Genomic DNA, 25,283 nt, shown 5'->3' with positions numbered 1-25,283 from the left:
AATCGCGCAGATCGTTTATCCATGCGGTCTTCAGGCAAAGTCCTTGCAGGGCTGTTGTCCGGCTTATCGAGTTATCCGGTAGACCTGAAAAACCGGTTTGAGCGATTCATCCACCGGCCAGCGGAAAATTCTTGCGCTAGCCGCGAAGCGCTCGTCAAGGCCCAATCCCAATACCAATTCCTCGATGCCGGATTTGCCAAGTGCGACGTCAACCGGGGCGTCAGCCTCGGCGAGAATTTGTTTGAGTTGTGTCGTGTCGATGAAGGGGCGGAAGGTGCCAAGGCTTAACTGCAGCGTGGCCGGTGTGTCGATATGCTGCAGTCGGCTGGCGTCGAGTCCGCTGGCGATGAACGCTTCGGCGGCGAGTCTGGCGTCAGTGGCCAGTTTCATCTCGCTGGCGTAGCCCTGGCTCGGCTCCTGATTGCCGCTGTTTGCCTGGCTTGAATTTACCGCTGCGTAGATCGAGCCGATGAGGATGGCGCCGATGACGACGCTGATCCCGGCAAATCGGGTATTGCCGATGCGCTCCGAGACACGCGCCATTTCCCGTCCGGCGAGCAGTGCGCAGGCCGGCCACAGCGGCAGAAGATAGTCGGCGTGCTGGATTGCTGACAGCGAGAATAGCAATAGTCCGGACAGAACCCAGCAGCTCAGGAAGCGTTCGAAGCGTCGCTCGCCGGGGTCTGTCGCTGGATGGCGAATGACGCGCCAAAGGGCGAAAAAGAAGAACAGGCTGAAGGGCAGATAGCGAAGCAGCAGGAAAAATGTCGGCTGGAAGAGATTGCCAAACTGCCAGCCATTCCCGTTCTCGCCGAGGGCGTGGCCGAACAACTCGGCAAACAGCAGCTTGTCGATCAGCGCCTGCCCCTGGCTGATCCAGGCCGCGACAAACCAGCTGAGCGTCAGCGCAAGAAACAGGGCGATTCCGCCCGGTTGCGCGCCGTGAGGGGCGGGCTGGCCGGGGTTGCTGCGCTTTTCCCAGAAGTGGCTTAGCAATCCCCCGGCTGCCAGAGCGACACCGAGCGGGCCTTTGGTCAGCGTGGATAGTGCCGCCATCAGCCAGAAAAGGAGCCAGTACTTTCCCCCGTCCTTGCCGCGCTCCCAGGCAAAGAAGGCCGCCAGCGCCGCTACGGCGACGGTGAGCGTGAACACGGAATCCGGGCGAACCAGCGCCACCTGCTTGGCCATGGTCGGCACCAGAACGATGGCGATGGCGGCGAATCCTCCGGCCATTTCGCCGAAACGTCGGCGGCCGGCTTCGAGCACTATCAGGCCAAGCGCCAGCACCGAAAGGAAAGACGGCAAGGCCAGCGCCAGCCGGTTGAGACCGAAGATCGCGGCGAAAGGCGCCATCAGCCAGGTATGCAGCGGCGGCTTGGACATGATGCTGCCGTCCAGATCGTGCTGCACCAGCCAGTGGCCCTGCGTCATGAGATCGAGGATATAGCCGACATTGAGCGCCTGGGCGTAACTTTCCAGATCGCTGGGGCCGTAGATGCGGATCAGGAAGATGAGGCTGCCGAGCAGGCAGATCAGGGCCACCCGGAAGCGGAACGAAACTGATTTTTCAGGCACGTTCGTCAAGTCTGTTTGCGCCGGTGTCTGGACGTCCAGAAAAAGATGCCGAGCAGAAGGACGCCAGCGCTACCGAGCTGTACGGCCCCGGCCCACGGAACGTCTGCCGCCAGGCCGCTGCCGATGATGACGGCGACCACACCCTGCGGCAGGAAGCCAACGAGCGAGCCGAGGAGGAAGGCACGATCACCGACATGGCTGAGCGCCAGCCCGACGTTGATGATGACGTTGCTGACCGGCAGCATGCGCATCAGGGCGACCGAGGCAATGGTTGGTTTGGCGTGGACGATGCGTCCGAAAAAACGGCGCTGGCCGAAACGTTCGCTGAGCCATGCCTGGCCTCCCCAGCGGGCGGCACGGAAGGTAAGAAAAGAACCGATCAGGCTGCTGCACAAGGACCAGAGCAGTCCCTCCCAGAAGCCGAAGGCGAAGCCGCCAAGGGCGAAAAAAAGCAGGCGGGGGGTGCCGACCATGATCAGGAATGAGCTGATCAGGACAAAATAAACCGTGGCCTGAAAACCGCCGGCCTTGAACAGTTCGGCCAGCGAATCCCAGTTGCGCACCTGCTCGCCGAAGGGCGTGGTATGAATCACCAGCAGCAGGATGGCGCCGATCGCCAGCAGGGTCAGCAACTTGCGCGAAGTGTTCTGGGCCACCTGTTCCAGATCGGGAGCCTGTTCATCCTCCGGCGCATTTTCTTGCCGGTCCGGAATGTCCTGCCCGATGGCTTTTCCTTTCATCCGATAACCCGTAGTTGACCGCGATTCATTGGTCGAAAAACCAGATTTGATGCGTGTTTAGCCCTCACCCCAACCCTCTCCCGCGGGGCGAGGGGGTTTGCACCCTTCTCCCTGCGGGAGAAGGGCCGGGGATGAGGGCTTGCGGTATTGGCAGCATGACCAGCTGCGGATTTCAGGTTCATTTCCCGGCTTTGAGCAGACGGTCGGAACGTACGGCACGCTTGAGATACCAGCGGATGCCGAAGCAGTCCCTGATGCCGCGCCAGAGGCGGTTGTGTACGCCGTACTTCGAGGTTCCGCGCAGCCGTTCGCGGTGATTGACGGTTCTTTCGGCAACGCTGAAACCCTGACCGCGCAGCAGTGTCGGCAGGAAGCGGTGCATGCCGTTGAAAACGGGAATTTCACGCAGTGCCGCGCGCTGCACGACGCGGATGCCGCAGCCGCTATCGCTGACCTGATCGCCGGTGATCCAGTTGCGGAAGCCGTTGGCGACCCTGGACGAGAAGCGGCGAATGAAAGTGTCCTGCCGCTTCCGGCGCACGCCGGTAACGCAGTCAACCTTGTTTTTCAGTGCCTGTTCGAGCATCGCTGGCAGATCGGCCGGGTCGTTTTGCCCGTCGCCGTCGAGCGTGGCGACCCATTCGCCCCGCGCGGCCTGGAAGCCACTGCCGACGGCGGCGCTTTGCCCGCAATTGATGCGATGAAACACACTGCGCACGTTTGGATGCCTGAATTGCTCGATGGTGCGCGCCGTCGAATCCGTGCTCGCATCGTCGACCAGAATCAGCTCGAATCCGCCGGGAAGTCCGGCGAGCGCAGCGATGATCTCCTCGGCCAGGGGGACGATGTTTTCTTCTTCGTTATAGGCCGGTACGACCACGGAAAGGCGCACTCTCTCCTGTTGTTCCGGGGTGCTGGCGATCTGGTTTGTCATCATCAAGGTTTGGAAAGGCTTTTTCCGAAGGTTAAAGCGCGGCGATTGTACCGCAAGATCAGGTAATTACGCTGCATTCCGGGTGTATTCGCGGAACCATTCCGCCCAGCGCGCAATGCCTTCGGCGAGCGGCGTTTTTGGCTCGAAGCCGACGTCACGGCGCAAGTCATCGACGTCGGCATAGGTGGCCGGTACGTCGCCGGCCTGCATCGGCAGGAAATTCTTCTTCGCCTCCTGCCCAAATGCCTTTTCGATGGCTTCGATGAAGGTCATCAATTCGACCGGCTGGTGGTTGCCGATGTTGTACACGCGATAGGGTGCCCGGCTGCTGCCGGGGTCGGGCTGGTCGCTGTCAAAATCCGGGTTGGGCGCGGCGACGCGATCCATGGCCCGGATCGTGCCCTCGGCAATGTCGTCAACGTAGGTGAAATCGCGCTTCATTTTGCCGTGGTTGAAGACGTCGATCGGGCGGCCTTCAAGAATGGCACTGGTGAATAGCCACAGCGACATGTCCGGACGCCCCCAGGGGCCGTAGACCGTGAAGTAGCGCAGGCCGGTGGTTGGCAGACCGAACAGATGGCTGTAACTGTGCGCCATCAGTTCGTTCGACTTCTTGGTGGCGGCGTAGAGGCTGACCGGGTGGTTGACTTCGTCATGCACCGAGAACGGCATCCGCGTGTTGGCGCCGTAGACGCTCGAACTGCTGGCGTAAACAAGGTGTTCGACGCCGTAGTGCCGGCAGCCTTCGAGCACGTTGCCAAAGCCGACCAGATTGCTCTGGATGTAGGCCTGCGGGTTGGTCAGCGAGTAACGCACGCCGGCCTGTGCGGCCAGGTGGATGACCCGGTTGAATTTCTCGGCGGCGAACAGGCTGGCCAAGGCCGTGGAATCGGCGATATCGATCCGCACAAAGCGGAAGTTGGCGTATGGCTTCAGGCATTCGAGGCGTGCCTGCTTGAGCCTCGGGTCGTAGTAGTCGTTGAGGTTGTCGATGCCGACGACCTCGTCCCCGCGCTCGAGAAGCCGGCGGCAAACGTGCAGGCCGATGAAACCGGCCGCGCCGGTAAGCAGGATTTTCATGGCCGGCGACCGATGGGGAAGTATTCGAAGCCCTGCGCGCGCAGGGTCTGTGGTTCGTAAAGATTGCGCCCGTCAAAGATCACCGGGTTCTTGAGCAGGGATTTCATGGTCTCGAAGTCGGGGCTGCGGAAGGCCTTCCATTCGGTGACGATGAGCAGGGCGTCGGCGCCTTCCAGCGCCTGCATCGGGCTTTCCGCCAGCGTCAGATCGTCGCGCTGGCCATAGATGCGGCGCGTTTCGTCCATCGCCGCCGGGTCGTAGGCCGAGATGGTGGCGCCCATGCGCCAGAGGGCCTCGATCATGGTCAGGCTCGGGGCTTCGCGCATGTCGTCGGTGTTTGGCTTGAAGGCCAGACCCCAGAGCGCAAAGCGCATATTCTTCAGATTGTCGCCAAAGCGCGCCTGGATCTTGTTGACCAGTACGCTTTTTTGCGCTTCGTTGGCCAGTTCAACGGCGTCGAGTACGCGCAATGGAACATTGTTTTCCTGGGCCGTTCGGCGCAAGGCCTGTACGTCCTTGGGAAAGCACGAGCCGCCGTAGCCGCAGCCGGGGTACAGGAAGTGATAGCCGATGCGCGGGTCGGCACCGATGCCGTGGCGCACCTGTTCGATGTCGGCACCCAGCTTTTCGGCGAGGGTGGACAGTTCGTTCATGAAGGAAATGCGCGTCGCCAGCATGGCGTTGGCCGCGTACTTGGTCAGTTCGGCGGAACGTACATCCATGACCACGAGGCGATCGCGGTTGCGCTGGAATGGGGTGTACAGACTGCGCAGAAGTTGCGTGGCCTTTTCGCTGTCGGTGCCGATGACGATGCGATCGGGCTTCATGAAGTCGTCAACAGCGGCCCCTTCCTTGAGGAATTCGGGATTCGAGGCGACACAGAATTCGATGCTGAGGCCGCGCGCCTGCAGCTCTTCCTGCATCGCCACCTTGACGCGGTCTGCGGTGCCGACCGGAACCGTCGATTTGTCCACCACCAGTTTGAAGGACTTCATGTAGCGGCCGATGTTGCGCGCAGCGGCAACCACGTATTGCATGTCGGCTGAACCGTCTTCGTCGGGCGGCGTGCCGACGGCGATGAACTGGATCTCGCCGAAGTGCACCGAGGCTTCGACATCGGTGGTGAAGTTCAGCCGCCCGGCCGCCACGTTGCGCTTGACCATCTCGACCAGGCCCGGTTCGTAAATGGGAATGCCGCCGGATTTGAGGATGTCGATCTTGCGCGCATCGACATCCACGCAGAGCACGTCGTTGCCGACTTCGGCCAGGCAGGCGCCGCTGACCAGGCCGACGTAACCGGTTCCAATAACTGTGATTTTCATAGTGTCTTTCCAGGTTTTATTTCGTGTTTGAGAATATCGTTAAAGCAGGCTGTGATAAAGGCCGATGAGCTTGCCGGCCATGGTTTCCAGGTCGAGATCGAGGACCGCGGCACGCGCCGCCTCGCGCATGGCGTGCGCGGTTCCGGGCGTTGCCAGCCGGTCCATATGGAGCGCGAGCTGCACGGTATCCAGCGCGTCGCAGACAAAGCCATTCTCCCCCGCCGTGACGCGCGTGGCGATGCCGCAAGTCGTCGAGGTGATGATCGGCAGGCCGCAGGCCATGGCTTCCAGAGCAGCGTTCGGCATCGGGTCGTAACGGGTGGGCAGAACAAAAGAATCGGCCATGCCGTAATAAGGCCGCACGTCCTGCTGCGGACCGACGAAGTGCACTCGATTTTCCAGGCCAAGCCGCCTGGCCTGTCGTTCAAAAACGGCTTGGCGCCGGTCGCTCCCGACGATCACCAACTGCGCCTGTCGGGACTTCATCATGGCCAAGGCCGCCAGTAATTGCGGCACGCCCTTGCGCTCGAAGCCGCTGCCGACATAGAGGAAGACCGGGATGTCCGCCTCAAGGCCGAGTGCGGATCGCTGGCGTTCCCGCCATTCTGCGGCCAGGCGCGGATGATAGCTTTTCAGATCGACGCCGTTCTCGATGACTACCAGCTTGTTTTCCGTAACGCCGTAGTAGCGCTGCATTTCCTCGCGCACCAGAGCCGAGTTGCAGATGACCGCCTTCAGTGCCGGGCTGGCGAGCATCGCCGCTTCCTGTTTCAGGATATAGCGGTGAAAGGGCGAGTATCTGGCGAGCAGTCGTGCGGCGGCAGATTGCCCGCGTGCGCGATGATCGAGCCAGGCCGCATGCACGCCATCGCCGGCGCGGAATATCATGCAACCCGGAATACGCTCATGCGACTGAACGATGTCGTAGCCGCCCTCAGCCATTTCGCGCTGGGCGCAAGCGGTGAAACTCCGGTCGCGTGCCGTACGCCCCCCCGTAAACCTGGAGTAGCCCGGGTTGCAGATTTTCTGCCGGAAGCCTTCCTGCGGCGCGCCTTCCCAACTGCGCGTAATCAGCGTGACCTCCGCACCTTCACGCACCAGGGCGGCGAGTGCGCGTTCGACAAATCGTTCGGCGCCACCATAGGGGTTGTAGCGCTGGCGAACGACGGCGATCCTGATCCCCGATTTCAGGTTTTCTTGGCCTTCGATCATCCTAAAAACCTCAGTTGACCGCGACTAATTGACCGCAAAGCCAGGTTTGACGGGTGTTTAGCCCTCACCCCAACCCTCTCCCGCGGGGAGAGGGGGTTTGCACCCTTCTCCCCGCGGGAGAAGGGCCGGGGATGAGGGCTTGCGACATTGGCATTACATCCAACTGAGGTTTTAAGGATCATTGCGCCAGCAGTTCCTGTGCGGCACGGTAGACGCGATCAACCGGCAAAGAACTCAGACAGTCACTGACCTTGCCGCCGCCACAGCCATCGATGCCGCAAGGCCGGCAGGGGTGAACATCGCTGGCTAGCACACGGTGGGCAACGGCCCATGGCCCCCATTCCTTGTCGCCCGAGGGGCCGAATAGTGCAACCGTAGGTGTTCCCATCGCTGCGGCAATGTGCATCGGTGCCGAGTCGACACCGATGAACAGGCGCGCCCGTGCACTCAGCGCGGCCAACTCTTTCAGCGACAGTTGTCCGGCGAGGCTCAGCGCCGGCTGTCTCAGTTGCGCCTGAATGGCATCGATCATTGCCATTTCAGAAGCGTCTGGCGCGGCACTGAGAATGACCCGATGCCCCTCGCCCTGCAGTTGGTCAATCAGCGCAGCCATTTTTTCGACGGGCCAGCATTTGAAGTGCCAGCGCGAAGCCGGGTGGATGTGAATGAATGGCGTAGAAGCAATATTCTGTTGCTGCAAAAGCAAAGCCAGCCGCGCTTCGGCGTCGCTGCCGGCGATCAGGCAAAGGCGGCGCTCATCCTGGGTCGGGTACACACCGATACGCCGCAGTGCATCAAGATTGACTTCGACCGTGTGGCGAAGCGCGTTGCGCGGGCTTGAAACGAAATGAGTAAAGGCGTTGCGCCACCACGCTCCGCGTCCGGCAACCTTGCGCACGACTGCCCAGCGTGCGCCGCACAGCCGCGAAATCCACGCCCCGCGCGGATGATCGGTGAGGTGAATGATCAAGTCGTAGCGACGGCTACGCAAGGATTGGAGTAGCGCCCACTCGGCCATGACATGCGCCAGCAGCCCGCGTTTCTTCCAGTGCCGGTCGATTACATGGACGTTGTCGATGGCCGGATGCTGTGTCAGCATTTCCGCCGTATCGGCATAAACCAGCGCGTCAATCCCGACCTGCGGGGCGTGCGCCTTGAGTGCCGAAAAGACGGGGGAACTAAGCAAAACGTCGCCATGATGCCGAAGCTTGATGACCAATACGCGATGTATGGTGTCGAGAGGAATGGAGTCCTTGAGCATCCCGGCATTTTACCTGTTCGCGGGGAAGATCGTTGTCACTCTTCAGGGAGGCCTCCTGCAACCCTTGTGCCTGGCGGGGATTGAAAAATTCCAATGACACGACTCGGAAATTATCGAAAGCTATGAACATCTGCCGGCGATGCGTTCATTCCGGACTGGTGTTCCTTATCACTTGCCAGGCCAACAACTCGGAGCGGCGCAGCTTGTAACGCGCCACACTACCTTCATGCAGTTGCCTGAGTGCGTCTGAAAGCATCTGGGAAAAAGCCTCTCTGTCTGTCTCTGGCGCTGAATCACGGGACAAACCTGAAATGATTTCCCAAGTGGGCGGCAAGAGACCTTTGATCACTGCCTGCACCGCCTCGATCAATGCCTCACGGTAGCGGATTTTCAGCGGATCAGGTTCGACCATGGTTTGGGTGATGGCCAGGTAGCGCTGGCATGAGCGCTCGTATGCCCAGACGAACACATCGCGCAACAACTCCATCTGGTTGAGTTCGTACACGCCCAAGGTGCCTTCAATATAGGCCGCCTCAGGAACATCGATGAAGGACAGGGGGCACAGGTTATGTTTGATTAACGGAATGTTTGCGCCGATACGGGAAACCCGCTTATTTACATCTTCGAACGGCTGCAGGTAGGGCAACTGCACCATCAGGAAAAAAGCTTGCTCAAAGGGGTCGGTAATCGCTTGCGCCTTTTGCAGCAGCATGTGAAAGCAATCCTCAATGATCTGAGGCATGGCCATCGGCAGAAAAACCGTCCCCGAGATTTCTACCGGACGCCGCCGCAAGCGGCCACAGGCTTCTTCTTGACGCATCAAATTTTGCGCGAGCAGGGCATGCAGGTTCTGGAAGGTGAATGCATCAAATGCCACCTGGTCGACGTCCTCGATCAGCATCTCGATGGCCGCCTTGTGGTTCAGAATCATTTGTGTCTCTTGGGCATCCTTGCCTTGTGCGACCTGACCAAACTCAATCAGGTTCAGGGTATCCAGCCGGCTGTAGGTGTTGCCCTCCAGCCGCGATGAAGCCCACGACAAATCCACCAGCAGGCGATTGAGAACTTCTCGGGCATAAGTTCCTGCGGGTCGCTCGCCGATAGCCGTGCGTCCCAGTTCGAGCAACTGGGCACGGACAGATTCAGATAGATAAAAGGAAATCCCTGGCTCGTAAGCCTGCAGGAATTCACGCTGATAGCCCACCGGACGGCGGTGCATCAATGGCCGCCTGACGCGGTCACGGATGATCGCTCCTTCGGGTGAAACGGGTACATAGAGTTCAGCTTCAGACGTGCCTGCACTGGCAGATGCTTGGGTCGGGCTATTTTTGGGGACGGGCTTGTAGACCAATGCAATACTTGCACCCTCAGCCACAATGCGCTGGTCTTGGATCAAACGCCCCAGACGTCGCTGTAGCGTTCGTCGATTGAGCGTTGTGCTTGATCGTTGTGCGAGTGCGTTTTCCAGTGCAGATATCCCGATGCCTTGCGGGAACTCTGCAATGATGCTTTCAATGATGCTGATGTCTTCAGTCAACGTGTGGCGAGTCATGGCACATCTCCCTTCGGTGCGAGCAATTTGACGTTTTTTTCACGCACCCCGTCAGGCGCGACAATAGAGTGAGAATATTATGTCGCACAATTTGTCACGCTTCAACTTGAATGTGTCGCGCAATCGAAAGTTGTCACGCCCGGCCATCGCTGGCTGCTAGGGCTTAGGCTGGTTTGCGCAGGATGTAGATCGCCACTTCACCGTAGAACATGGCGGCATTGCGCATATAGTCCGGCAGCTTGACCTGTAGTTTCTTGCGCATCAGCTCTTTTGACAGGCTTTTTCCCGCCAGCCTGTTGGACGTGATTTCAACGACTTCCAGTCCAATTTTTCGTGCACTGTTCGTGACAAACATGGCATCCACCGGGAGCATGTGCCCCGAGTCCTTCAGGTCATTGTCGCCCGGGCCGAAATACTAATTCTTCCAGGCTGTGCTTCCAGCGCGCATCGCCGTTGTAGATCACGATCGGTAGCGCCGGCGACAGGCCGTCGGCCAGGTCGATCGCCTTGGTGCGCACCAGATGGTCGTAGAGTGCGGCCACATATTGCATCATCCGCACCGGCATGCCCCGGTCGATCGACGACTGAAACTCCAGCAGCAGGTAAAGATAGATGCGTTGGCCTTTGAGTTCGATCGACCAGACGATGTCGTCTTCGCGCTTCTTCATTGCCGGGGTGATGAAGGTGCCGGTCTCCGGGCGCAGCGTGGCGTAGTCCAGGAGTTCCGCCACGCCCGGCGGGGAAAAAAACCCCCAACAGTTCACGCACCAGATCGGCATGAGAGAAGAGGTATTTATAGCCGGTGTCGTGAAGGTGAACCATGGCGGCGATTGTAGTGCCTGAGAAGGGAGCGCAATTCGCACGGAGATGACAACAAAAACCAATAGGAGTCTGCCCCCTATTATTTAATTTGATTATTCGCCGAAAGGGACTTCCTTGACATTTTTTTGTGTGCGTCTACGATACATGAACTTGCAATGTAAGGATTTCGATTTCATGGCACGTCCAAGAATACATCCAGAAGGAACTACCGCCAGCCAACGTGTAGCCGCCTCCACTGCTGCACTAACCGCTGCTGGTGGTGCTCGGAAAACTTTTCGATTGTCTCCCGAGGCTAACAAGGCTTTGTTGGTATTAATTAAATCGAGCGCAATAACCGAAACAGAATTAATAGAAAAATTATTAATTGATGAAAAAACAAGGAGATTCGCATAATGGCTCAGAAATTGGCAATAAATACAATGTATCCGGACGAATTTCTTGGATGGGTTCAAAATCAGGAGCAACGCTTTGAGTTAGTTGACGGTCAACCTATGATGATGGGTGGAGCCAACAGAACTCATAATGAGATTGCGGGAAATACTTATGTATCTCTCAAATCGCAACTTAAAGGCAAGCCCTGCAAGCCCTATGAGTCTGATTTTGCTGTAAAAATTCCAGCCGGAAATATTCGATACCCTGACGTAAGCGTTGATTGCGGCAGAGCGGACGGGAAAGGTAAGGATTTGGTTTCGAATACTCCTGTTCTGGTTGTCGAAGTGCTATCTAACAGCACCAGAACTTTTGATTTTCTTAAGAAAGCGAAAGAATACAAAACGATTGCTTCGGTGGAATACATTTTATTAATAGACCAAGATGCTCCTTATGTTATTTTCCAGTGCTGTGATGATAATAGAAAATGGGACGAATTTCATATCATTGGAATTGATTCTAAAATTGAAATGCCAGCCATTGGGGTAACCCTTCAATTATGCGACCTGTACGAAGATGTAATGTTCGAAAACATTCTTGAAAATATCGAATCAAGCAATTTTAAACCATAAAAAAATTCTTCTTACGCTCCGCCGAATCGCTCTGATTCGGTGGAAATTATTGTCCGACGCACACTCTTTACTATCGGTGAGTTTCGGCGGATTCCTGTATGTCATACGCAGTATTCGCCATTTGCAAAAACAAATTCGTTTGCAGAAATCAGCCGAATTTCGCAAAATGAAAACCGCTGCAACCCTTGCTGTAACTAGCGTGTAGACGATTCGAAAAACCAAGGCCAAAAATTTATAAACACACTTTCGCAGGCCATTGGGTCTGACCCCTATTATTCTAGAGATGACAAACATGAAACAATAGGAGTCCGTCCCCTATTGTTTCAAATGGCACCCATTGTTACTGCTTTAAAAACCTGCACGCAGTTTCAATCGGTCACAGGCTTCGGCAGCTTCTTCGACCGAAATATCGATTACGTTGTGACTGGGTTTTTGTAACGTTTCATTCGGTACACCCCAGGGGTACCACTTGCTCGCGTCCGAATTCCCGAAAAAGCAAAGTATCGGTAAGCCCAAGCCAGCGCCCACATGCATGGCGCCGCCATCGGAGCAAACCATGGCCTGGCAGATTGAGAGGGCACCAATGAGCGCACCGAGATCTGTTGTCGGATAGGCCAAAACGGGCAGATCTTTGGTGGCAGCAATGATGCTTGCCGCTTTGCCGTCGTCCCCGGGATGCAGGGGGTTTTTTTCATCGCCCGGCGACCAGAGCAGAATGAAACGACAGTTCCATTTCTGGTGGAGTAGGCGCATCAGTGCTGTGAAACGTTCTGCCGGCCAGCGTTGAAGCACCTTCCGAGCGCTAATGTGGATGGCAACAAGTGTTTGCTTGACAAGATCGTCCTGGTTTATGCCAAGGGCCTGCAGAGCCGACTTCTTTTCCGCTGGTGTAGCATGTACCTGCAGGGCGGGCGGCGGTTCTGTGATGCCGAGTGGTGCGAGCAGGCGAAAAACATTTTCAACTTCGTGGCGCGCTATGTTGTCGATCGGGACCGGTGTATTGATGGCCGGAACTTTTTTGCCCTGTGGAACGAAGCCGATGAAGTTCTGTGGGCCGACCCAGCGTGCCAGATTCAGTGGGCGCATGTGAAAGCCGCAATTCGCCAGAATTACATAGTCATAGCGAAGCCGTCGTAAGGCGAGCATCAACTGGACGCGCCGCAAGTGGACACCAAGCACAGTTTCATGCCCCTCGCGATGTTTTGCCTTGGTGTAAGCATAGACGTTATCAAGATCAGGGTTGCCGGCCAGTACCGGCTGGTTGTAACTGTTGACGAGGGCGTCGATGCGTGCATCCGGAAAATGTTTCCTTAGTGCATGGATCAACGGGGTCGTGCACACCAAGTCGCCAATGTTATCGCGACGGATGACCAGAAATTTCTTCACGCGGATTCCTTATTGTTCGTCGTTGTTCCACGGATGCAGCCAAGCGTTGCGCCGATGATAATCCAGTAGAGATAGCCGCAGTCGCGGGTAAAGAAGTCGTCTGTCATGTTCTTGAGAAAAACTCCGAGCGCTATGGCAATACCAACGGCAGCGATTTGACGGCTGGCCGGATTGCTGTTCAGTCCCTCTCGCAATGCCCAAGGGACGGAAAAAAACAGAACAAGGAAGGCCAGCATACCGGGGATGCCCATCTGGACGCCCTTGTTCAGTACCATATTGTGGGCGTGCCACAGCATTGAGTTTGGCTCGAAATCCGGGAATCTCAGTTTGAACACACGCTGACCAAAGCCGCCACCGGTCATCGGGGATTTGCCAATTTCTTCCAGTGAAAACTGCCACAAACGCCAGCGCACGTCAGTTTTTACAGACTGTCCGACCGAATCCATGCCAACTATTGCGCTTATTTCTGGCGCTGGAGCTCTCTGCGCGGACACCATAAGAAACGCTACTGTAGCGAGTAATAGAGCAACTGCCAGAGGCCATGATTTTGATAAAGAAGTTTTTCCGGAAACCCTCATCAGCGCAACCACAACGCCAATTTCAACGATGAGTACCAGCACTCCTTGACGGTTCTGAGTGAAATAAAGCGAGGTGAGTCCGGCCAGAGCAAGTAGGCTTAGGACTAGCGAAAGTTGTCTCTGTCGGCTTGTCAAGCAGTGCCGGGAAAACAGGGCAATGAGCGGTATCACCGTGACCAGATAGGTGCTGTAGGTTCCAACTCCGGTGTTGATCGTTCCGACCAAGCCATCCTTGGTTGTTAAGCCAAGTGCAGTGATCGCCAAGCTATAAGTCACGAGAAACAGGTTGCCGATAGCCAGGATGGCAATAAAGCGAAAATAGTCTGATTCGTTTCTGACGAGGTTGAGCCCCAGCCAGAACAGTAACAATGGGTAGAGAAACTCGGCCCTCATTTCACCGAGCGAGTATGTGATGTCAATGGCGTAACCGAGCGCGAGGGCGATGACCGCGGCGTAGACAGCCCATTGTCGCCACAGCAGAAAGTCGATGTGGCGCCATCGGTCGCGCTGCAGAACGACAAAGCAGAGCAGCATCACCGCAAAGAACAGATTGCGTAACGCTATTGTTCCGCCTACGGGCAAAATCCACAGATAGCCAGCGAGCGCGACCCAGAGCAGGGTATGGATAGGCTGGCGTGTGGCGCTGGCTGGCCAGAGTGGCGGAAGTGTGGGGTTCATCTTGGGTCAGTTTGTAATGATGAGCACGGTCTGTGGCTCGCGACAGCTCTTTCCAGAACCTCCCGAAGGCGCGTGCCGCGGGCTTGCCATGTGTATTGTGCAGCAATCTGGTGCATGCGCTTCCCTAGTTTTTCCGCCAGGCCGGGTGACTCCACGCAGGCCCGGATTGCATCAGCCAGTGCCTTCGGTTGTTCCGGGGGCGCCCAACGGGCATCTTCTTCAGCCAGCACTTCACGAAAAACCGGCAGGTCGGTTGTGACGATCGCGCAGCCGGCAGCCATGTACTCGAAGAGTTTGAGCGGTGACGTAAAAGCGCTGACAGAACCGGCACGATTCGGAAGTACCGCGATGCATGCTTCGGCTAGCCGGCGCTGTACTTCGGCGTGCGAGACATGGCCACAAAATTCGATTTCGGCGCCCCCGTGCGGTACCTTTTCGCGTAGCGCTTGAATACTGTGCGGCTCGCCACCGATCAGCGTAATTTTGTAACCGGGAAGCCATTGTGCTGCGGCGACAAGATCTTGCGTCCCTTTCCAGCCGTACAGGCTGCCGCTGTACACGATATGTTGGCGGGCGTTTGCCCAATCCTTGTTTGAGAGAGCCTGAGGGCGCGATGTTGCGCTGGGAATCACCGTCATTGGGCGGGTGATTCCATAGCGTTTCTGCAGAAGACGGCCCAGTGCACCTGTGATGACGATAATCTCTGCAGATTTTTCCAGCACTTCCTTTTCCATGCGCGCCAGTCGCTTTGCTTTTGACGAGGATGCCCCATCCGAAAAGATTTCGTGTGCTTCGTAGACGATAGGGTAGCCTGGGTGTGTTTTCAGAAGCGCATAAGCGAGCTTCAGATGCCGTACCAGAACTACATGCGGGCGTTCGTTTGTCGCGGATACCCTCTCTATCCATTTGTTCAATCGCCACCGGAATAACGAACCCGAGCGAATGGGTAAGCAGTTCAATGGGCGTGGCAGGTTACGGGAAAAGGGGTGCACTGTTATTTTTTTTTGTTTGCTCAGGCCGTAGTGAGCAAAAGGATCTTCTTTAAGCGAGTATGTGATGTCAATGGCGTAACCGAGCGCGAGGGCGATGACCGCGGCGTAGACAGCCCATTGTCGCCACAGCAGAAAGTCGATGTGGCGCCATCGGTCGCGCTGCAGAACGACAAAGCAGAGCAGCATCACCGCAAAGAACAGATTGCGTAACGCTATTGTTCCGCCTACGGGCAAAATCCACAGATAGCCAGCGAGCGCGACCCAGAGCAGGGTATGGATAGGCTGGCGTGTGGCGCTGGCTGGCCAGAGTGGCGGAAGTGTGGGGTTCATCTTGGGTCAGTTTGTAATGATGAGCACGGTCTGTGGCTCGCGACAGCTCTTTCCAGAACCTCCCGAAGGCGCGTGCCGCGGGCTTGCCATGTGTATTGTGCAGCAATCTGGTGCATGCGCTTCCCTAGTTTTTCCGCCAGGCCGGGTGACTCCACGCAGGCCCGGATTGCATCAGCCAGTGCCTTCGGTTGTTCCGGGGGCGCCCAACGGGCATCTTCTTCAGCCAGCACTTCACGAAAAACCGGCAGGTCGGTTGTGACGATCGCGCAGCCGGCAGCCATGTACTCGAAGAGTTTGAGCGGTGACGTAAAAGCGCTGACAGAACCGGCACGATTCGGAAGTACCGCGATGCATGCTTCGGCTAGCCGGCGCTGTACTTCGGCGTGCGAGACATGGCCACAAAATTCGATTTCGGCGCCCCCGTGCGGTACCTTTTCGCGTAGCGCTTGAATACTGTGCGGCTCGCCACCGATCAGCGTAATTTTGTAACCGGGAAGCCATTGTGCTGCGGCGACAAGATCTTGCGTCCCTTTCCAGCCGTACAGGCTGCCGCTGTACACGATATGTTGGCGGGCGTTTGCCCAATCCTTGTTTGAGAGAGCCTGAGGGCGCGATGTTGCGCTGGGAATCACCGTCATTGGGCGGGTGATTCCATAGCGTTTCTGCAGAAGACGGCCCAGTGCACCTGTGATGACGATAATCTCTGCAGATTTTTCCAGCACTTCCTTTTCCATGCGCGCCAGTCGCTTTGCTTTTGACGAGGATGCCCCATCCGAAAAGATTTCGTGTGCTTCGTAGACGATAGGGTAGCCTGGGTGTGTTTTCAGAAGCGCATAAGCGAGCTTCAGATGCCGTACCAGAACTACATGCGGGCGTTCGTTTGTCGCGGATACCCTCTCTATCCATTTGTTCAATCGCCACCGGAATAACGAACCCGAGCGAATGGGTAAGCAGTTCAATGGGCGTGGCAGGTTACGGGAAAAGGGGTGCACTGTTATTTTTTTTTGTTTGCTCAGGCCGTAGTGAGCAAAAGGATCTTCTTTATCGCTGGTTGGCACATATGCAAAGTCGACGTGCATATCCTCCCGGGCAAGAGCGTCGACGGTGTTTGCGACCTGAATCCCCCGTGCTTTGGGTAACGGAAAGGGTTCTGGAAATGGGTACAGTATTCTCACGACGTGTCGCTAGATTCGCTTGGTACCCTCGATGATGATGCAATCGCCAAACAGTACGGCGTCCGATGTCACGCCGTTGTCGGGAAAGTTGCGGCGCCTTATGTTGCGTTTGATGAGTGAGGCGATCAAATTCTCCGTCCAGCGTTTGAAAGTCCGTTCGGCCTTCAGAAGTGTGTTTGATTCGATCCTGTCTATGATGATGTTGCCTTGAAGCAGAAAATAGTAGAGTTGCCAGAAATAGATAGGGCAGATGTGAGCATCATCGACATCCTGATTCATTACTGAAGAAGGGTTCTGCATCAGGGGGCGAAAGCGTGGAAAATACCCTGAAAACAGGTACTTCAGGCGAGCATCCACTGAGAAAGTATTCGGGGTGCTGATATACAGCTTCCCACCCGGCTTCAGAACTCTGCAGAGTTCCAGAATAAACGTCCATGGCGACGGGAAGTGCTCTATGCCTTCCAAGGAAAACACATGATCAAACGAGTTTGATGGAAAAGGCAGGGGGTTGTTCGCGTTATATTCGTGAAATCGGACTGCCTGGTGGAGTTGAAATGCGCTTGCGTTAATATCGAGGCAGTCGATGTCGTCGTAACCTCGCTGCAGCAAGGCTTGGGCAAACGCCCCGTGTCCTGCCGGAACGTCGAGAATGCGACCTTTGGGGGGCGTCCCCCACATCTTGAGGACTGCGGGGTAAAGGGCTTCGTCTGCCAATGCCCGGATACTTGTATCCGTCATGCTTGATGTTCCAGCCAGAAAGAGCCGATTCCCAGGCAGTCGACTCTTTTTTCCGAGAAAGCACGAATCGCTTCCTGCGGTGCGCAGACGATGGGCTCCTCGTGCACGTTGAAGCTTGTGTTGAGAACCAGGGGAATGCCTGACAGGCGATGATATTCCGAGATAAGCTTGTGATAGAGCGGATTGCGATCGGAGCGCACGAGTTGCGGTCGTGCCGTACCATCTACGTGCACGACCGCCGGAATCCTGGCTTTCCATTGGTCATTGACGTTGAATGTGATTGTCATGAATTCTGCGGCATGCCTTGCTTTGTCGACATCGATGAAAATATCGTCGGCGAATTCAGCGAGAACGCTAGGGGCAAATGGCATGAACTCTGAACGGTCCAGCCGTTGATTGAGCCAGTCGTTGATCTCTGTTTCTGTCGGCGCGGCCAGCATCGATCGATTGCCCAGCGCACGCGGGCCAAATTCCATGCGACCTTGAAACCACCCGACAACACGCCCGGCGTGAATCGCGCTTGCGGCAGAGGATACCAGCTCTGATTCGTCAAGTTTTCGGGCGTGGATTCCGGCCGTTTTCAGCGCTTCAGCAATTTCTGCATCAGAATACTCCGGACCAAGATAAACGTGCTCCATTGGCGCGTTATCCTTTAGCGCATCGGGGTTCTGGGCCACCAGATCAAGCAGAACGGCTCCGACACTGTTGCCTGTATCGCTCATTGCTGGAAAAACAAACATTGCTTCGACTTCAGGCAGTGCCGCGATACGCTGGTTGAGTTTGACGTTCGCGAAAACCCCGCCGTTTAGAGCGATCTTCTTTAGTCCGGTGCTCTGCAGGAATTTTTCAACCAATCCAACCACGACGTCTTCCAGCACCTGCTGAACTGCGGCGGATATGTCTTCGCGGGAGTGACCGACAATTTGTTGCTTGAGAAAGCTTAGTCGTGCTTCCTCGGGGCTTGATTTGCCGACAAACGACGAGGTTAGCGTGAAACCGTCGCTGCTCAATTTCAACGCTTCAGAGAATGCGCCATAAAGAGGCACCGGCTTGCCAAGCGCTGCCAAACCGACCACTTTCCCTTCGTGTCGCATCGGGACGAAACCGAGCAGTTTCGTTACGTGGCTGTAGAACATCCCGGCAGACGCGCCGAGAGCATCACTGGCATGAGTGCGCTCATAGTTGCCATCTCGCCAAATGCCCGACGTATGGTGAATGCCCCAGTCTCCGACACCATCCATCGTGACGACTGCACATTCCTGAAATCCGCTATAGAAAGCGGCCGGGAGGGCGTGAGAGTCATGATGATCGTAGAAACTGGTTGCCGCACTGCTGTTGAAACCTTCCTGCGAGACGAAGCGATCCTGTCGGAAATGGTCGGTGAATTTTTTTCCTTTGTGCTTGAGGCGCTGAAGGAAATTGGTCAATAGCATCTGAGGGCACGGTTCGCCGGATTTTTCCCTGCGTGCGCGTACGTATCTACGTTCCAGCTCCTTTGTCCAGCTTTCACGAATAAAATAGGATTCCGGGAAAAACGTGTAGAGCAAGGCAAGGCGGCTGATATCCTTGCGGTTTATGTCTGCGTTGCGGAGTAGCGCGTCAATCGCAACGGCGGAGAGCTTTCCCCCGTCATTCTTGATGCGGGTGATTCTTTCATCAGAGATCGCTGCAACAAGGCGCGTACCATCGAACAGCGCAGCGGAGGCCTCGTGGCCGGTTTGTAATCCCAAGGTTAGTGACATTCTGGCTCCAGCGTGACCTGACTTTTGCCAGGTGAGCTAAAAATATTGATCAAACGTTTGGCGATGTGATCAAGGGCGAATTCTGCAGCCAAGTGTTCGCAGTTTTTCTGCCAAGCAGCAAGTTGATCTTTGTCCTTTAAGCCGGAGATTATAGCATTCGCCAGTCTGTCGACTTTTTCTGCCGGGACTACGCAACCGGCATTAAACTTACTCACCCATGCCGCAACTCCGGCGCCGTCCGAGGTTACCGTGGACGTTCCAACTGAGGCTGCCTCTACGGTTACCATGTTCAGGCTTTCGCATAGGCTGGGGTTGACGTGGAGATCAGCTGACACAAGATGGTCGAAGACCTCTGCTTCATTCAGTTTGCCACTCAGAATGATTGCGCCTGAATTTACTGATTGTCTGATTTTTGGCAGAACACAACGCTCCAGCCATGGATCCTGAGGGCCGCACAGGAGCCAGTAGCAATCGCCAATGCTTCTCTTTACTTCATCCCAGCATTCAGCAAGGGTTTGCAGGCCTTTGCCTTTCTGATTGCCGGACAGCGTGATTATCACTGTTGCGCTTTCCGGAATTCCATACCGATTTCTTATGCTTTCCCGCCTTTCAGCTTTCTGTCTGATTATGTCTCTTAGCGTTGACTGGTCAGCGACGAGATGGCTGGGGCATATTTGAATTTTTGACTTTTCCGCCAGTTCTTTGCACAGCGCCTCACGTATTAGCGGCGAAACGGCACGTAGCGTATCGGCATGTTGAATCGGCTGGCGAATGAGGTAGGTGACGAGAGGCGTGCGACGTTTTCCGACATCGGCCTCAGGGCAATCCAGAATATCTCCGCCAATGTAGCTAACTACCAGTGGCTTGTGCAGGAAACCAAAGCGTTTGAGTAGCGCGGCCGGAATGGCATACGAAAATCCGTCGCTACAGACCACTACATCCGGCTTGAAGTAGCGGACTGCGAGCCAAGTAACCCACATTCGATGGGCCAGATTCCTGCCGTTGAATGAACGCTTGAAGAACTTGTCGATTGGCCAGGTAATTAGCCGGGCGAAACCCCTGGCGGGATCGTGCCAGAAGGTGTGTATCCGGTCGTCGCTCTGTCGAAAAAAAGACACATGGGAACGAATCGCCTTTCTGCCTGCAACCAGAAGCTGGCGTTGTTCCTCCAGCACACAGACCTCATGCCCTAACGCGGCGATTTTTTTCAGAACGGCATATTCGCCGGTCCATGAGTTTGGGTGTAAGTAGAGGATCTTCAAATCAGGGCGTCTGTGTAAGGGCTGAACCTAGCCGGCGGGCATTGCCATCCCATGTGAATTTCTCCAGTACTCGCTGCCGCCCCGCTACGCCCAGGGTCTTGCAGCGTTCTGAATTCGCAAGAAGGTCTTTTAGTACTTTTGCCCAACGGGGAAAGTCACCGCCTGGTAAAAGTTCTCCTGTTTCGCCGCCGATTACGATTTCACGTAATCCCCCCTGATCAGATGCCAGTACTGGAAGTCCGCAGGCCATGGCTTCAACGACACTGATGCCGAATGCCTCTTCACCGATCGAGGGTTGTACAAAGACATTGCCGGTTCGCAGATGATCGGGCAAATCGCGATGCGCCACTTCACCGGCAAAATGCACCCGGTCGCTGACCACTAGTTGCGCGCAAAGCTGTTCGAGTTTCTCGCGCTCAGGGCCATCGCCAATGATTAGATAATGGGTATTCGGGATGCCGGGCAGGGTTTCGATGATGATACGCAGCCCCTTCCAGCCGATTAGCCGGCCGGTGCTGACGATCAGGGAGGCTTCCACCGGAATGCTGAACTGTTCACGGATGCGCGAGTCTATCGTGCCCGGTTTGAAAATCTCCGGGTCGACACCGTTGTGCACGATGTCTACCGGATGGCCGTAACGCCCTTCGACCTGTGCTGCGTTGTAGGCACTGGTTGACAGCCAGACGTCAACTGCCCGCGCGAAGAAACGGTCGCCGGCATAGAATTCCGTGCCGCCGCTGCGCAGGGCGGTGACGCCGGAAAACCCCTGCCGCTTCAGCCACCAGAGGGCGGGGAAGTCGTAGGGTTTATTAACAATCACCGCATCGTAATTGCCATTTTTTAGCTCCGCCGCCGCGTGGCGGGCGAATGACAGCCGTTCGCAGAATTTCCGGAAGCGTGTGCCAAGGTTCGGAAAACGGCTGCGGGGTGTGTAAGGAAAGCTGATCAGTTTGACTTCGTCGTGCCTGGGTTTGCCGCCTTCTCCGCCAATGATGTGTACCTCATGCCCCTGACGCGCCAGGGCACGTCCGGCTTCCCAGCAGTAGGTTTCCAGCCCGCCGGTCTTGAAGCCGGCGGTCAGGTTGTAAAAACAGATCTTCATGACCGGAACGTCTTCTCGCACTTGAGTTTTAGGTACACCTTGCTGAGCAGGGCGGAACGATAAATGAACAGGCGTTTTGCCAGCCACGCTGCGGGCGCTTCTTTTACGACGACGCGGCCAATGTGCAGCGGATCGCCGTCAGCCAGATTTGGACGTTTGGCGGTCGTATAGAGGTGGTCGAATCCGGCTTGTTGCGCAATCTCGACGTAATCCGCGTCGTAATAGCCTTGCGGCCAGCAAAGGTGACGACTGGACTCATCCAGGCGTTCGTTCAGGCGGGCCCGTGACTGGCGAAGGTCTTCGGCCAAGGCTGCATTACGCTCGGCGCGATCGGGCAGTTGCTTGTCCCAGCGCGTATGGGTATGCGTGTGAGAGTGAAATTCGAATGTACCGGCCTGATGCATCAACTGGATTTCAGACCAGCGCAGCATGACGCTGTCGCTTTCGCCGGTGGCAATACGCTTCTTGCATTCACGATGGTCGGGGCAGTCGACATCGCCACTGCGCGCAGCGCCGTTGCCGATCCAGCCGGTTACGACAAATAACATTGCCTTGAGTCCGAATTCTTCAAGCACCGGATGCGCATGAACGAAATTGTCCAGATAGCCGTCGTCGAAGGTGATGGCGACGCTCTTTTTCGGTAGCGGATGGCCTTGGAAGAAAGCTTCGATTTCGCTGGCGCCAATGCTCTGCCAGCCATTTCTGGACAGCCACGACATATGCGCCCGAAAAGTTTCCGGCGCAACCGTGACCAGTCCCGGATTCAGTGTGACGTGGTGGTACATGAGTACCGGCAGGGCGTTCACGCCGCAGCTTCCAGCAGTTGTCCGTACAGCGATTCGGTAGCGTCGAGCATGGCGTCCATGCTGTAACGCGTCGTCGCGTGCTGCTGTCCAGCCAGGGCGAGTCTTCTGGAAAGTGCGGGATCGCCCACCAGTTCCTGAAGCGCCCTGGTGGTCAGCTCGACCGATTCTGCAGGTACTAGCAGGCCGGTTTCGCCATCCTTTATCAGTTCGGGAACGCCGCCGACGGCCGTTGCGACGACCGGCAGACCACAGCCCATCGCCTGCGTCACTGCCTGCGGCACGCCTTCCGAGCGTGAGGTGAGAAGCAGGCAGTCGGCGGCTTGCAGCAAGTCCGGCACGTCGTCGCGTTGTCCGAGAAAATGAATGCTTTCGCCGAGCTGCAATTCTGCGGCAAGACGCTCCATGTCGATCAGCATCGGGCCTTCTCCGGCGAGAAGGAGCGCGCAGTCCGGGTTGTTACGGCGCAACGCGGCAAAGGCACGCAAGGCAATCTCGTGCCTTTTGACGCCGCGAATGATGCCCACCATCAGCACGACAAACGTCGTGGGCTGCAGCCCAAGCGTCGCACGCACCTCGGTTCGCTCATGCTGTGGCCGGAATGCATTGAAGTCGATCCCCGTCGGAATGCTGCGCACGCTGGCCGGCGGGAAGCCCCGTTCAATCAGGATGCGCTGCATTTCCATGCCGCAAGTCACCACGGCATGCGGCAGGTAGTGCACAAAATTGAGCAGGTTGCGCTTGAGCGGCAGGTTGAGGTGACGGGTGCGCACCAGCCGGACACCGGCCCGGCGCGCAGCGATGCCCCCCGTCCAGCTGTCGATGCCGCTATGCGTGTTGACGACGTCGACGTGCCGGGTCTCGATCAGTTGAAGTAGTCCGCGAATCGTCGCCGGATGGAATTTTCCGGCAAAGGGCAGATGGTGCACCTCGATGCCTGCCGCACGCGCTTTTTCACTGAGGATCGCCTGCGGCCGGCAGGCAAGCAGCATGCGGTGGCCGCGTGCCTGCATGCCGATCATTTCACTGAGAATGCGCCGTTCCTGGCCACCCCAGCCATCAGACCACTCCGTATGCAGAATGGTCAGTGGTTTCATGTACTGACCTTGAACCGGTCGGCCCAGATAGAGAGGCAGAGTAGCGGCCAGAGACGTTTGCTGTTTGATCGTTCGCCGGATGCATGCTGGTCGAGAAAACGCTCGATGGCCGCACGATCAAACCACTCGCCGAGTACCGGGTTGCCGAGCAGGGTTTCGCGCATCATGGGTGCCAGATCTCCGCTTAGCCAAGTCGGCATAGGCGCAGAGAAACCCATTTTCGGGCGGTCGAGGAAACCCGGTGGCAACCAGTCCTTGAATGCCTCCTTGAGAATGTGTTTGCTGCGCCCCCGCACGTTCAGCTTGTAGGTGCTCGGCAGGCTGGCGGCAAACTCAAGAACCTGATGGTCAAGGAAGGGAGAACGGCACTCGAGTGACACGGCCATGCTGGCGATATCCACTTTGGCCAGGATGTCGTTTGGCAGGTAGGTGGTGGCGTCCACATAGAGCCAGCGATTGAGTGCGTCCGAGGCGCCCTGGCCACGCTCCCAGGCTTCACGTAGTGGAGACAGCGTCGTGTTTCCCGCATGTTCGCGGAAGGCGGCGCGCACGAGGCGCGCCTTGTCCTCTTCCGGGTAGTGGGCGACCAGGTGCCGGAAGCGCTCAGCACCCTTCATAGATAGCATCTGGTCAGCCTGGGTGTGGGGGAAAACGTGCCGACGGTCAGGGCGGACCAGCCCTTCGAAAGCTACGGTAGCGCGGCGCAAGCCCCGCCAGATGGGCACCAGTCCCATGCGTTGCAAAGCTTCGACGCGACGGATGTGGTAGTGACGCCGGTAGCCGGCAAAAGCCTCATCAGCGCCATCGCCGGTCAGTGCCACGGTGACATCGCGACGGGCAAAACGCGAGACGTAGTAGGTCGGCAGGATCGAGTTGTCGGCAAATGGTTCGCCGAGATGTCCGATCAGTTCGGGCAGCAGTTCAACCGCATCGGGCCGGCAGATTTCCTCGTGGTGTTCGGTGCCCAGATATTCGGCAACCTGACGGGCGTAAGGCAGTTCGTTGAATTTCCGATCCTCAAAACCGATGGCGTAGGTTTTAACTGGTTGTGAACTCAGCCTCGCCATGGCCGCTACAGTGATGCTCGAATCGACCCCGCCGGAGAGGAAGGCGCCCAGAGGGACGTCGGCGACCATGCGGATGCGCGTTGCTTCGAGAATCTTCTCGCGCAGCGAGTCACAGGCGTCGTTGAAAGAAAGCTCGCTGCGGCGCGAGTGGTCAATGTCCCAGTAGCGGAAGATACGCTCGATTTTTCCGTCGCGCACGATCATGGCATGGGCCGGCGGCAGCTTGCGCAGCGCCGAAAAACCGGTCAGCGGCGCCGGGACATACTGGTAAGTCAGATACTGATCGATTGCCGCATAGTCTGGCGTGCGGGGCAGGTCCGGTGCGAGGTTGAAGAGGCTGCCGATTTCCGAGGCAAAGACGAATCCGTCCGGCGTTTCGCCATAAACAAGCGGTTTGACCCCCAGCCGGTCACGCGCCAGCCACAGTTGTTTTTCATGGCGATCCCAGATGGCAAAGGCAAACATGCCGCGCAGCGCTGCCAGGCAGGCCTCAAAGCCACGGCGCATGAAGAGGCGCAGGAGAATCTCGGTATCCGAATGCCCGACAAAGGATTCGCCGGCAGCCTCAAGTTCGGTGCGCAGATCCGGGAAATTGTAGATCTCGCCGTTGAAGACGATGACGTAGCGGCCGTCCGGGCTGAACATCGGCTGATGGCCGGCTGGCGAAAGGTCGATAATGGACAGGCGGACAAAGCCCAGTCCGACAGCCTCTTCCTCCAGGATCCCGTGATCGTCGGGCCCGCGATGCGAAAGGCTGGAGACGGCTGTCTCGAGATGAAAAGCGCGCCTGGCAGATGCCGAAGGACGACGTAGGTAACCGAGAATGCCGCACAT

General features: G+C 57.0%; 23 protein-coding genes. 2 read left to right on the top strand and 21 right to left on the bottom strand.

Features of this window, described 5'->3' with window-relative positions; translation table 11 throughout:
- Positions 1–63: 63 nt before the first annotated feature.
- The 10 genes from ACOYNV_RS07920 to ACOYNV_RS07875 form a co-directional block, all read right to left on the bottom strand.
- Positions 64–1,575, bottom strand: coding sequence for an ArnT family glycosyltransferase (locus ACOYNV_RS07920; RefSeq protein WP_422899217.1), 1,512 nt, complete (start codon positions 1,573–1,575; stop codon positions 64–66).
- 5 nt (positions 1,576–1,580) lie between these two features.
- Positions 1,581–2,315, bottom strand: coding sequence for a TVP38/TMEM64 family protein (locus ACOYNV_RS07915; protein WP_422899216.1), 735 nt, complete (start codon positions 2,313–2,315; stop codon positions 1,581–1,583).
- A 178-nt stretch (positions 2,316–2,493) separates the two neighbouring features.
- Entirely contained in the window at positions 2,494–3,252 is a 759-nt protein-coding gene (locus ACOYNV_RS07910) for a glycosyltransferase family 2 protein (RefSeq protein ID WP_422899223.1), read from the bottom strand.
- Between the two features lie 63 nt (positions 3,253–3,315).
- Positions 3,316–4,329 (bottom strand): NAD-dependent epimerase, encoded by a 1,014-nt coding sequence (locus tag ACOYNV_RS07905; protein WP_422899215.1) that lies wholly within the window; start codon positions 4,327–4,329, stop codon positions 3,316–3,318.
- Entirely contained in the window at positions 4,326–5,651 is a 1,326-nt protein-coding gene (locus tag ACOYNV_RS07900) for a UDP-glucose dehydrogenase family protein (RefSeq protein ID WP_422899214.1), read from the bottom strand. The genes ACOYNV_RS07905 and ACOYNV_RS07900 overlap by 4 nt, the downstream gene beginning before the upstream one ends.
- A 39-nt stretch (positions 5,652–5,690) precedes the next feature.
- Positions 5,691–6,863: a glycosyltransferase family 4 protein gene (locus tag ACOYNV_RS07895; RefSeq protein ID WP_422899213.1), complete on the bottom strand. Its 1,173-nt coding sequence runs from the start codon at positions 6,861–6,863 to the stop codon at positions 5,691–5,693.
- A gap of 178 nt (positions 6,864–7,041) precedes the next feature.
- Entirely contained in the window at positions 7,042–8,124 is a 1,083-nt protein-coding gene (gene rfaQ / locus ACOYNV_RS07890; RefSeq protein WP_422899212.1) for a putative lipopolysaccharide heptosyltransferase III, read from the bottom strand.
- A gap of 145 nt (positions 8,125–8,269) precedes the next feature.
- Positions 8,270–9,676 (bottom strand): Fic family protein, encoded by a 1,407-nt coding sequence (locus tag ACOYNV_RS07885; RefSeq protein ID WP_422899211.1) that lies wholly within the window; start codon positions 9,674–9,676, stop codon positions 8,270–8,272.
- A 163-nt stretch (positions 9,677–9,839) separates the two neighbouring features.
- Positions 9,840–10,031 carry a hypothetical protein gene (locus tag ACOYNV_RS07880; protein WP_422899210.1) on the bottom strand — a complete coding sequence of 64 codons (192 nt, stop codon included), beginning with the start codon at positions 10,029–10,031 and terminating at the stop codon, positions 9,840–9,842.
- Between the two features lie 37 nt (positions 10,032–10,068).
- Positions 10,069–10,407, bottom strand: coding sequence for an Rpn family recombination-promoting nuclease/putative transposase (locus ACOYNV_RS07875; protein ID WP_422899209.1), 339 nt, complete (start codon positions 10,405–10,407; stop codon positions 10,069–10,071).
- Positions 10,408–10,672: 265 nt separating this feature from the next.
- On the opposite strand from ACOYNV_RS07875, the gene ACOYNV_RS07870 reads away from it, so the two are divergent.
- A complete protein-coding gene (locus ACOYNV_RS07870; RefSeq protein ID WP_422899208.1) occupies positions 10,673–10,891 on the top strand; it encodes a hypothetical protein in 219 nt (72 codons plus the stop codon).
- Positions 10,891–11,499: a Uma2 family endonuclease gene (locus ACOYNV_RS07865; protein ID WP_422899207.1), complete on the top strand. Its 609-nt coding sequence runs from the start codon at positions 10,891–10,893 to the stop codon at positions 11,497–11,499. The genes ACOYNV_RS07870 and ACOYNV_RS07865 overlap by 1 nt, the downstream gene beginning before the upstream one ends.
- A gap of 348 nt (positions 11,500–11,847) precedes the next feature.
- On the opposite strand, the gene ACOYNV_RS07860 is transcribed toward ACOYNV_RS07865, so the two are convergent.
- The 11 genes from ACOYNV_RS07860 to asnB form a co-directional block, all read right to left on the bottom strand.
- Complete coding sequence (locus ACOYNV_RS07860; protein ID WP_422899206.1) at positions 11,848–12,885, bottom strand: glycosyltransferase family 9 protein; 1,038 nt, start codon at positions 12,883–12,885, stop codon at positions 11,848–11,850.
- A complete protein-coding gene (locus ACOYNV_RS07855) occupies positions 12,882–14,045 on the bottom strand; it encodes an O-antigen ligase family protein (protein WP_422899205.1) in 1,164 nt (387 codons plus the stop codon). Before ACOYNV_RS07855 ends, ACOYNV_RS07860 begins: the two co-directional genes overlap by 4 nt.
- Before the next feature lie 92 nt (positions 14,046–14,137).
- Complete coding sequence (locus ACOYNV_RS07850) at positions 14,138–15,463, bottom strand: glycosyltransferase family 4 protein (protein ID WP_422899204.1); 1,326 nt, start codon at positions 15,461–15,463, stop codon at positions 14,138–14,140.
- Positions 15,460–16,638, bottom strand: a complete 1,179-nt coding sequence (locus ACOYNV_RS07845) for a glycosyltransferase family 4 protein (protein WP_422899203.1) — start codon at positions 16,636–16,638, stop codon at positions 15,460–15,462. The genes ACOYNV_RS07850 and ACOYNV_RS07845 overlap by 4 nt, the downstream gene beginning before the upstream one ends.
- 9 nt (positions 16,639–16,647) lie before the next feature.
- Positions 16,648–17,376 carry a methyltransferase domain-containing protein gene (locus ACOYNV_RS07840; protein ID WP_422899202.1) on the bottom strand — a complete coding sequence of 243 codons (729 nt, stop codon included), beginning with the start codon at positions 17,374–17,376 and terminating at the stop codon, positions 16,648–16,650.
- Positions 17,373–19,118, bottom strand: a complete 1,746-nt coding sequence (locus tag ACOYNV_RS07835) for a carbamoyltransferase (RefSeq protein WP_422899201.1) — start codon at positions 19,116–19,118, stop codon at positions 17,373–17,375. The genes ACOYNV_RS07840 and ACOYNV_RS07835 overlap by 4 nt, the downstream gene beginning before the upstream one ends.
- Entirely contained in the window at positions 19,109–20,380 is a 1,272-nt protein-coding gene (locus ACOYNV_RS07830) for a glycosyltransferase family 4 protein (RefSeq protein WP_422899200.1), read from the bottom strand. The genes ACOYNV_RS07835 and ACOYNV_RS07830 overlap by 10 nt, the downstream gene beginning before the upstream one ends.
- Position 20,381: 1 nt before the next feature.
- Positions 20,382–21,482 (bottom strand): glycosyltransferase family 4 protein, encoded by a 1,101-nt coding sequence (locus ACOYNV_RS07825; RefSeq protein ID WP_422899199.1) that lies wholly within the window; start codon positions 21,480–21,482, stop codon positions 20,382–20,384.
- A complete protein-coding gene (locus tag ACOYNV_RS07820) occupies positions 21,479–22,288 on the bottom strand; it encodes a polysaccharide deacetylase family protein (protein WP_422899198.1) in 810 nt (269 codons plus the stop codon). The genes ACOYNV_RS07825 and ACOYNV_RS07820 overlap by 4 nt, the downstream gene beginning before the upstream one ends.
- A complete protein-coding gene (locus tag ACOYNV_RS07815) occupies positions 22,285–23,382 on the bottom strand; it encodes a glycosyltransferase (protein WP_422899197.1) in 1,098 nt (365 codons plus the stop codon). The genes ACOYNV_RS07820 and ACOYNV_RS07815 overlap by 4 nt, the downstream gene beginning before the upstream one ends.
- Complete coding sequence (gene asnB, locus ACOYNV_RS07810; RefSeq protein WP_422899196.1) at positions 23,379–25,283, bottom strand: asparagine synthase (glutamine-hydrolyzing); 1,905 nt, start codon at positions 25,281–25,283, stop codon at positions 23,379–23,381. The genes ACOYNV_RS07815 and asnB overlap by 4 nt, the downstream gene beginning before the upstream one ends.

Source organism: Propionivibrio sp. (genome assembly GCF_049316945.1).
Classification (GTDB): domain Bacteria; phylum Pseudomonadota; class Gammaproteobacteria; order Burkholderiales; family Rhodocyclaceae; genus Propionivibrio.
Note: the sequence above shows the minus strand (reverse complement) of the source record. Positions and strands in the feature narration are given on the sequence as shown.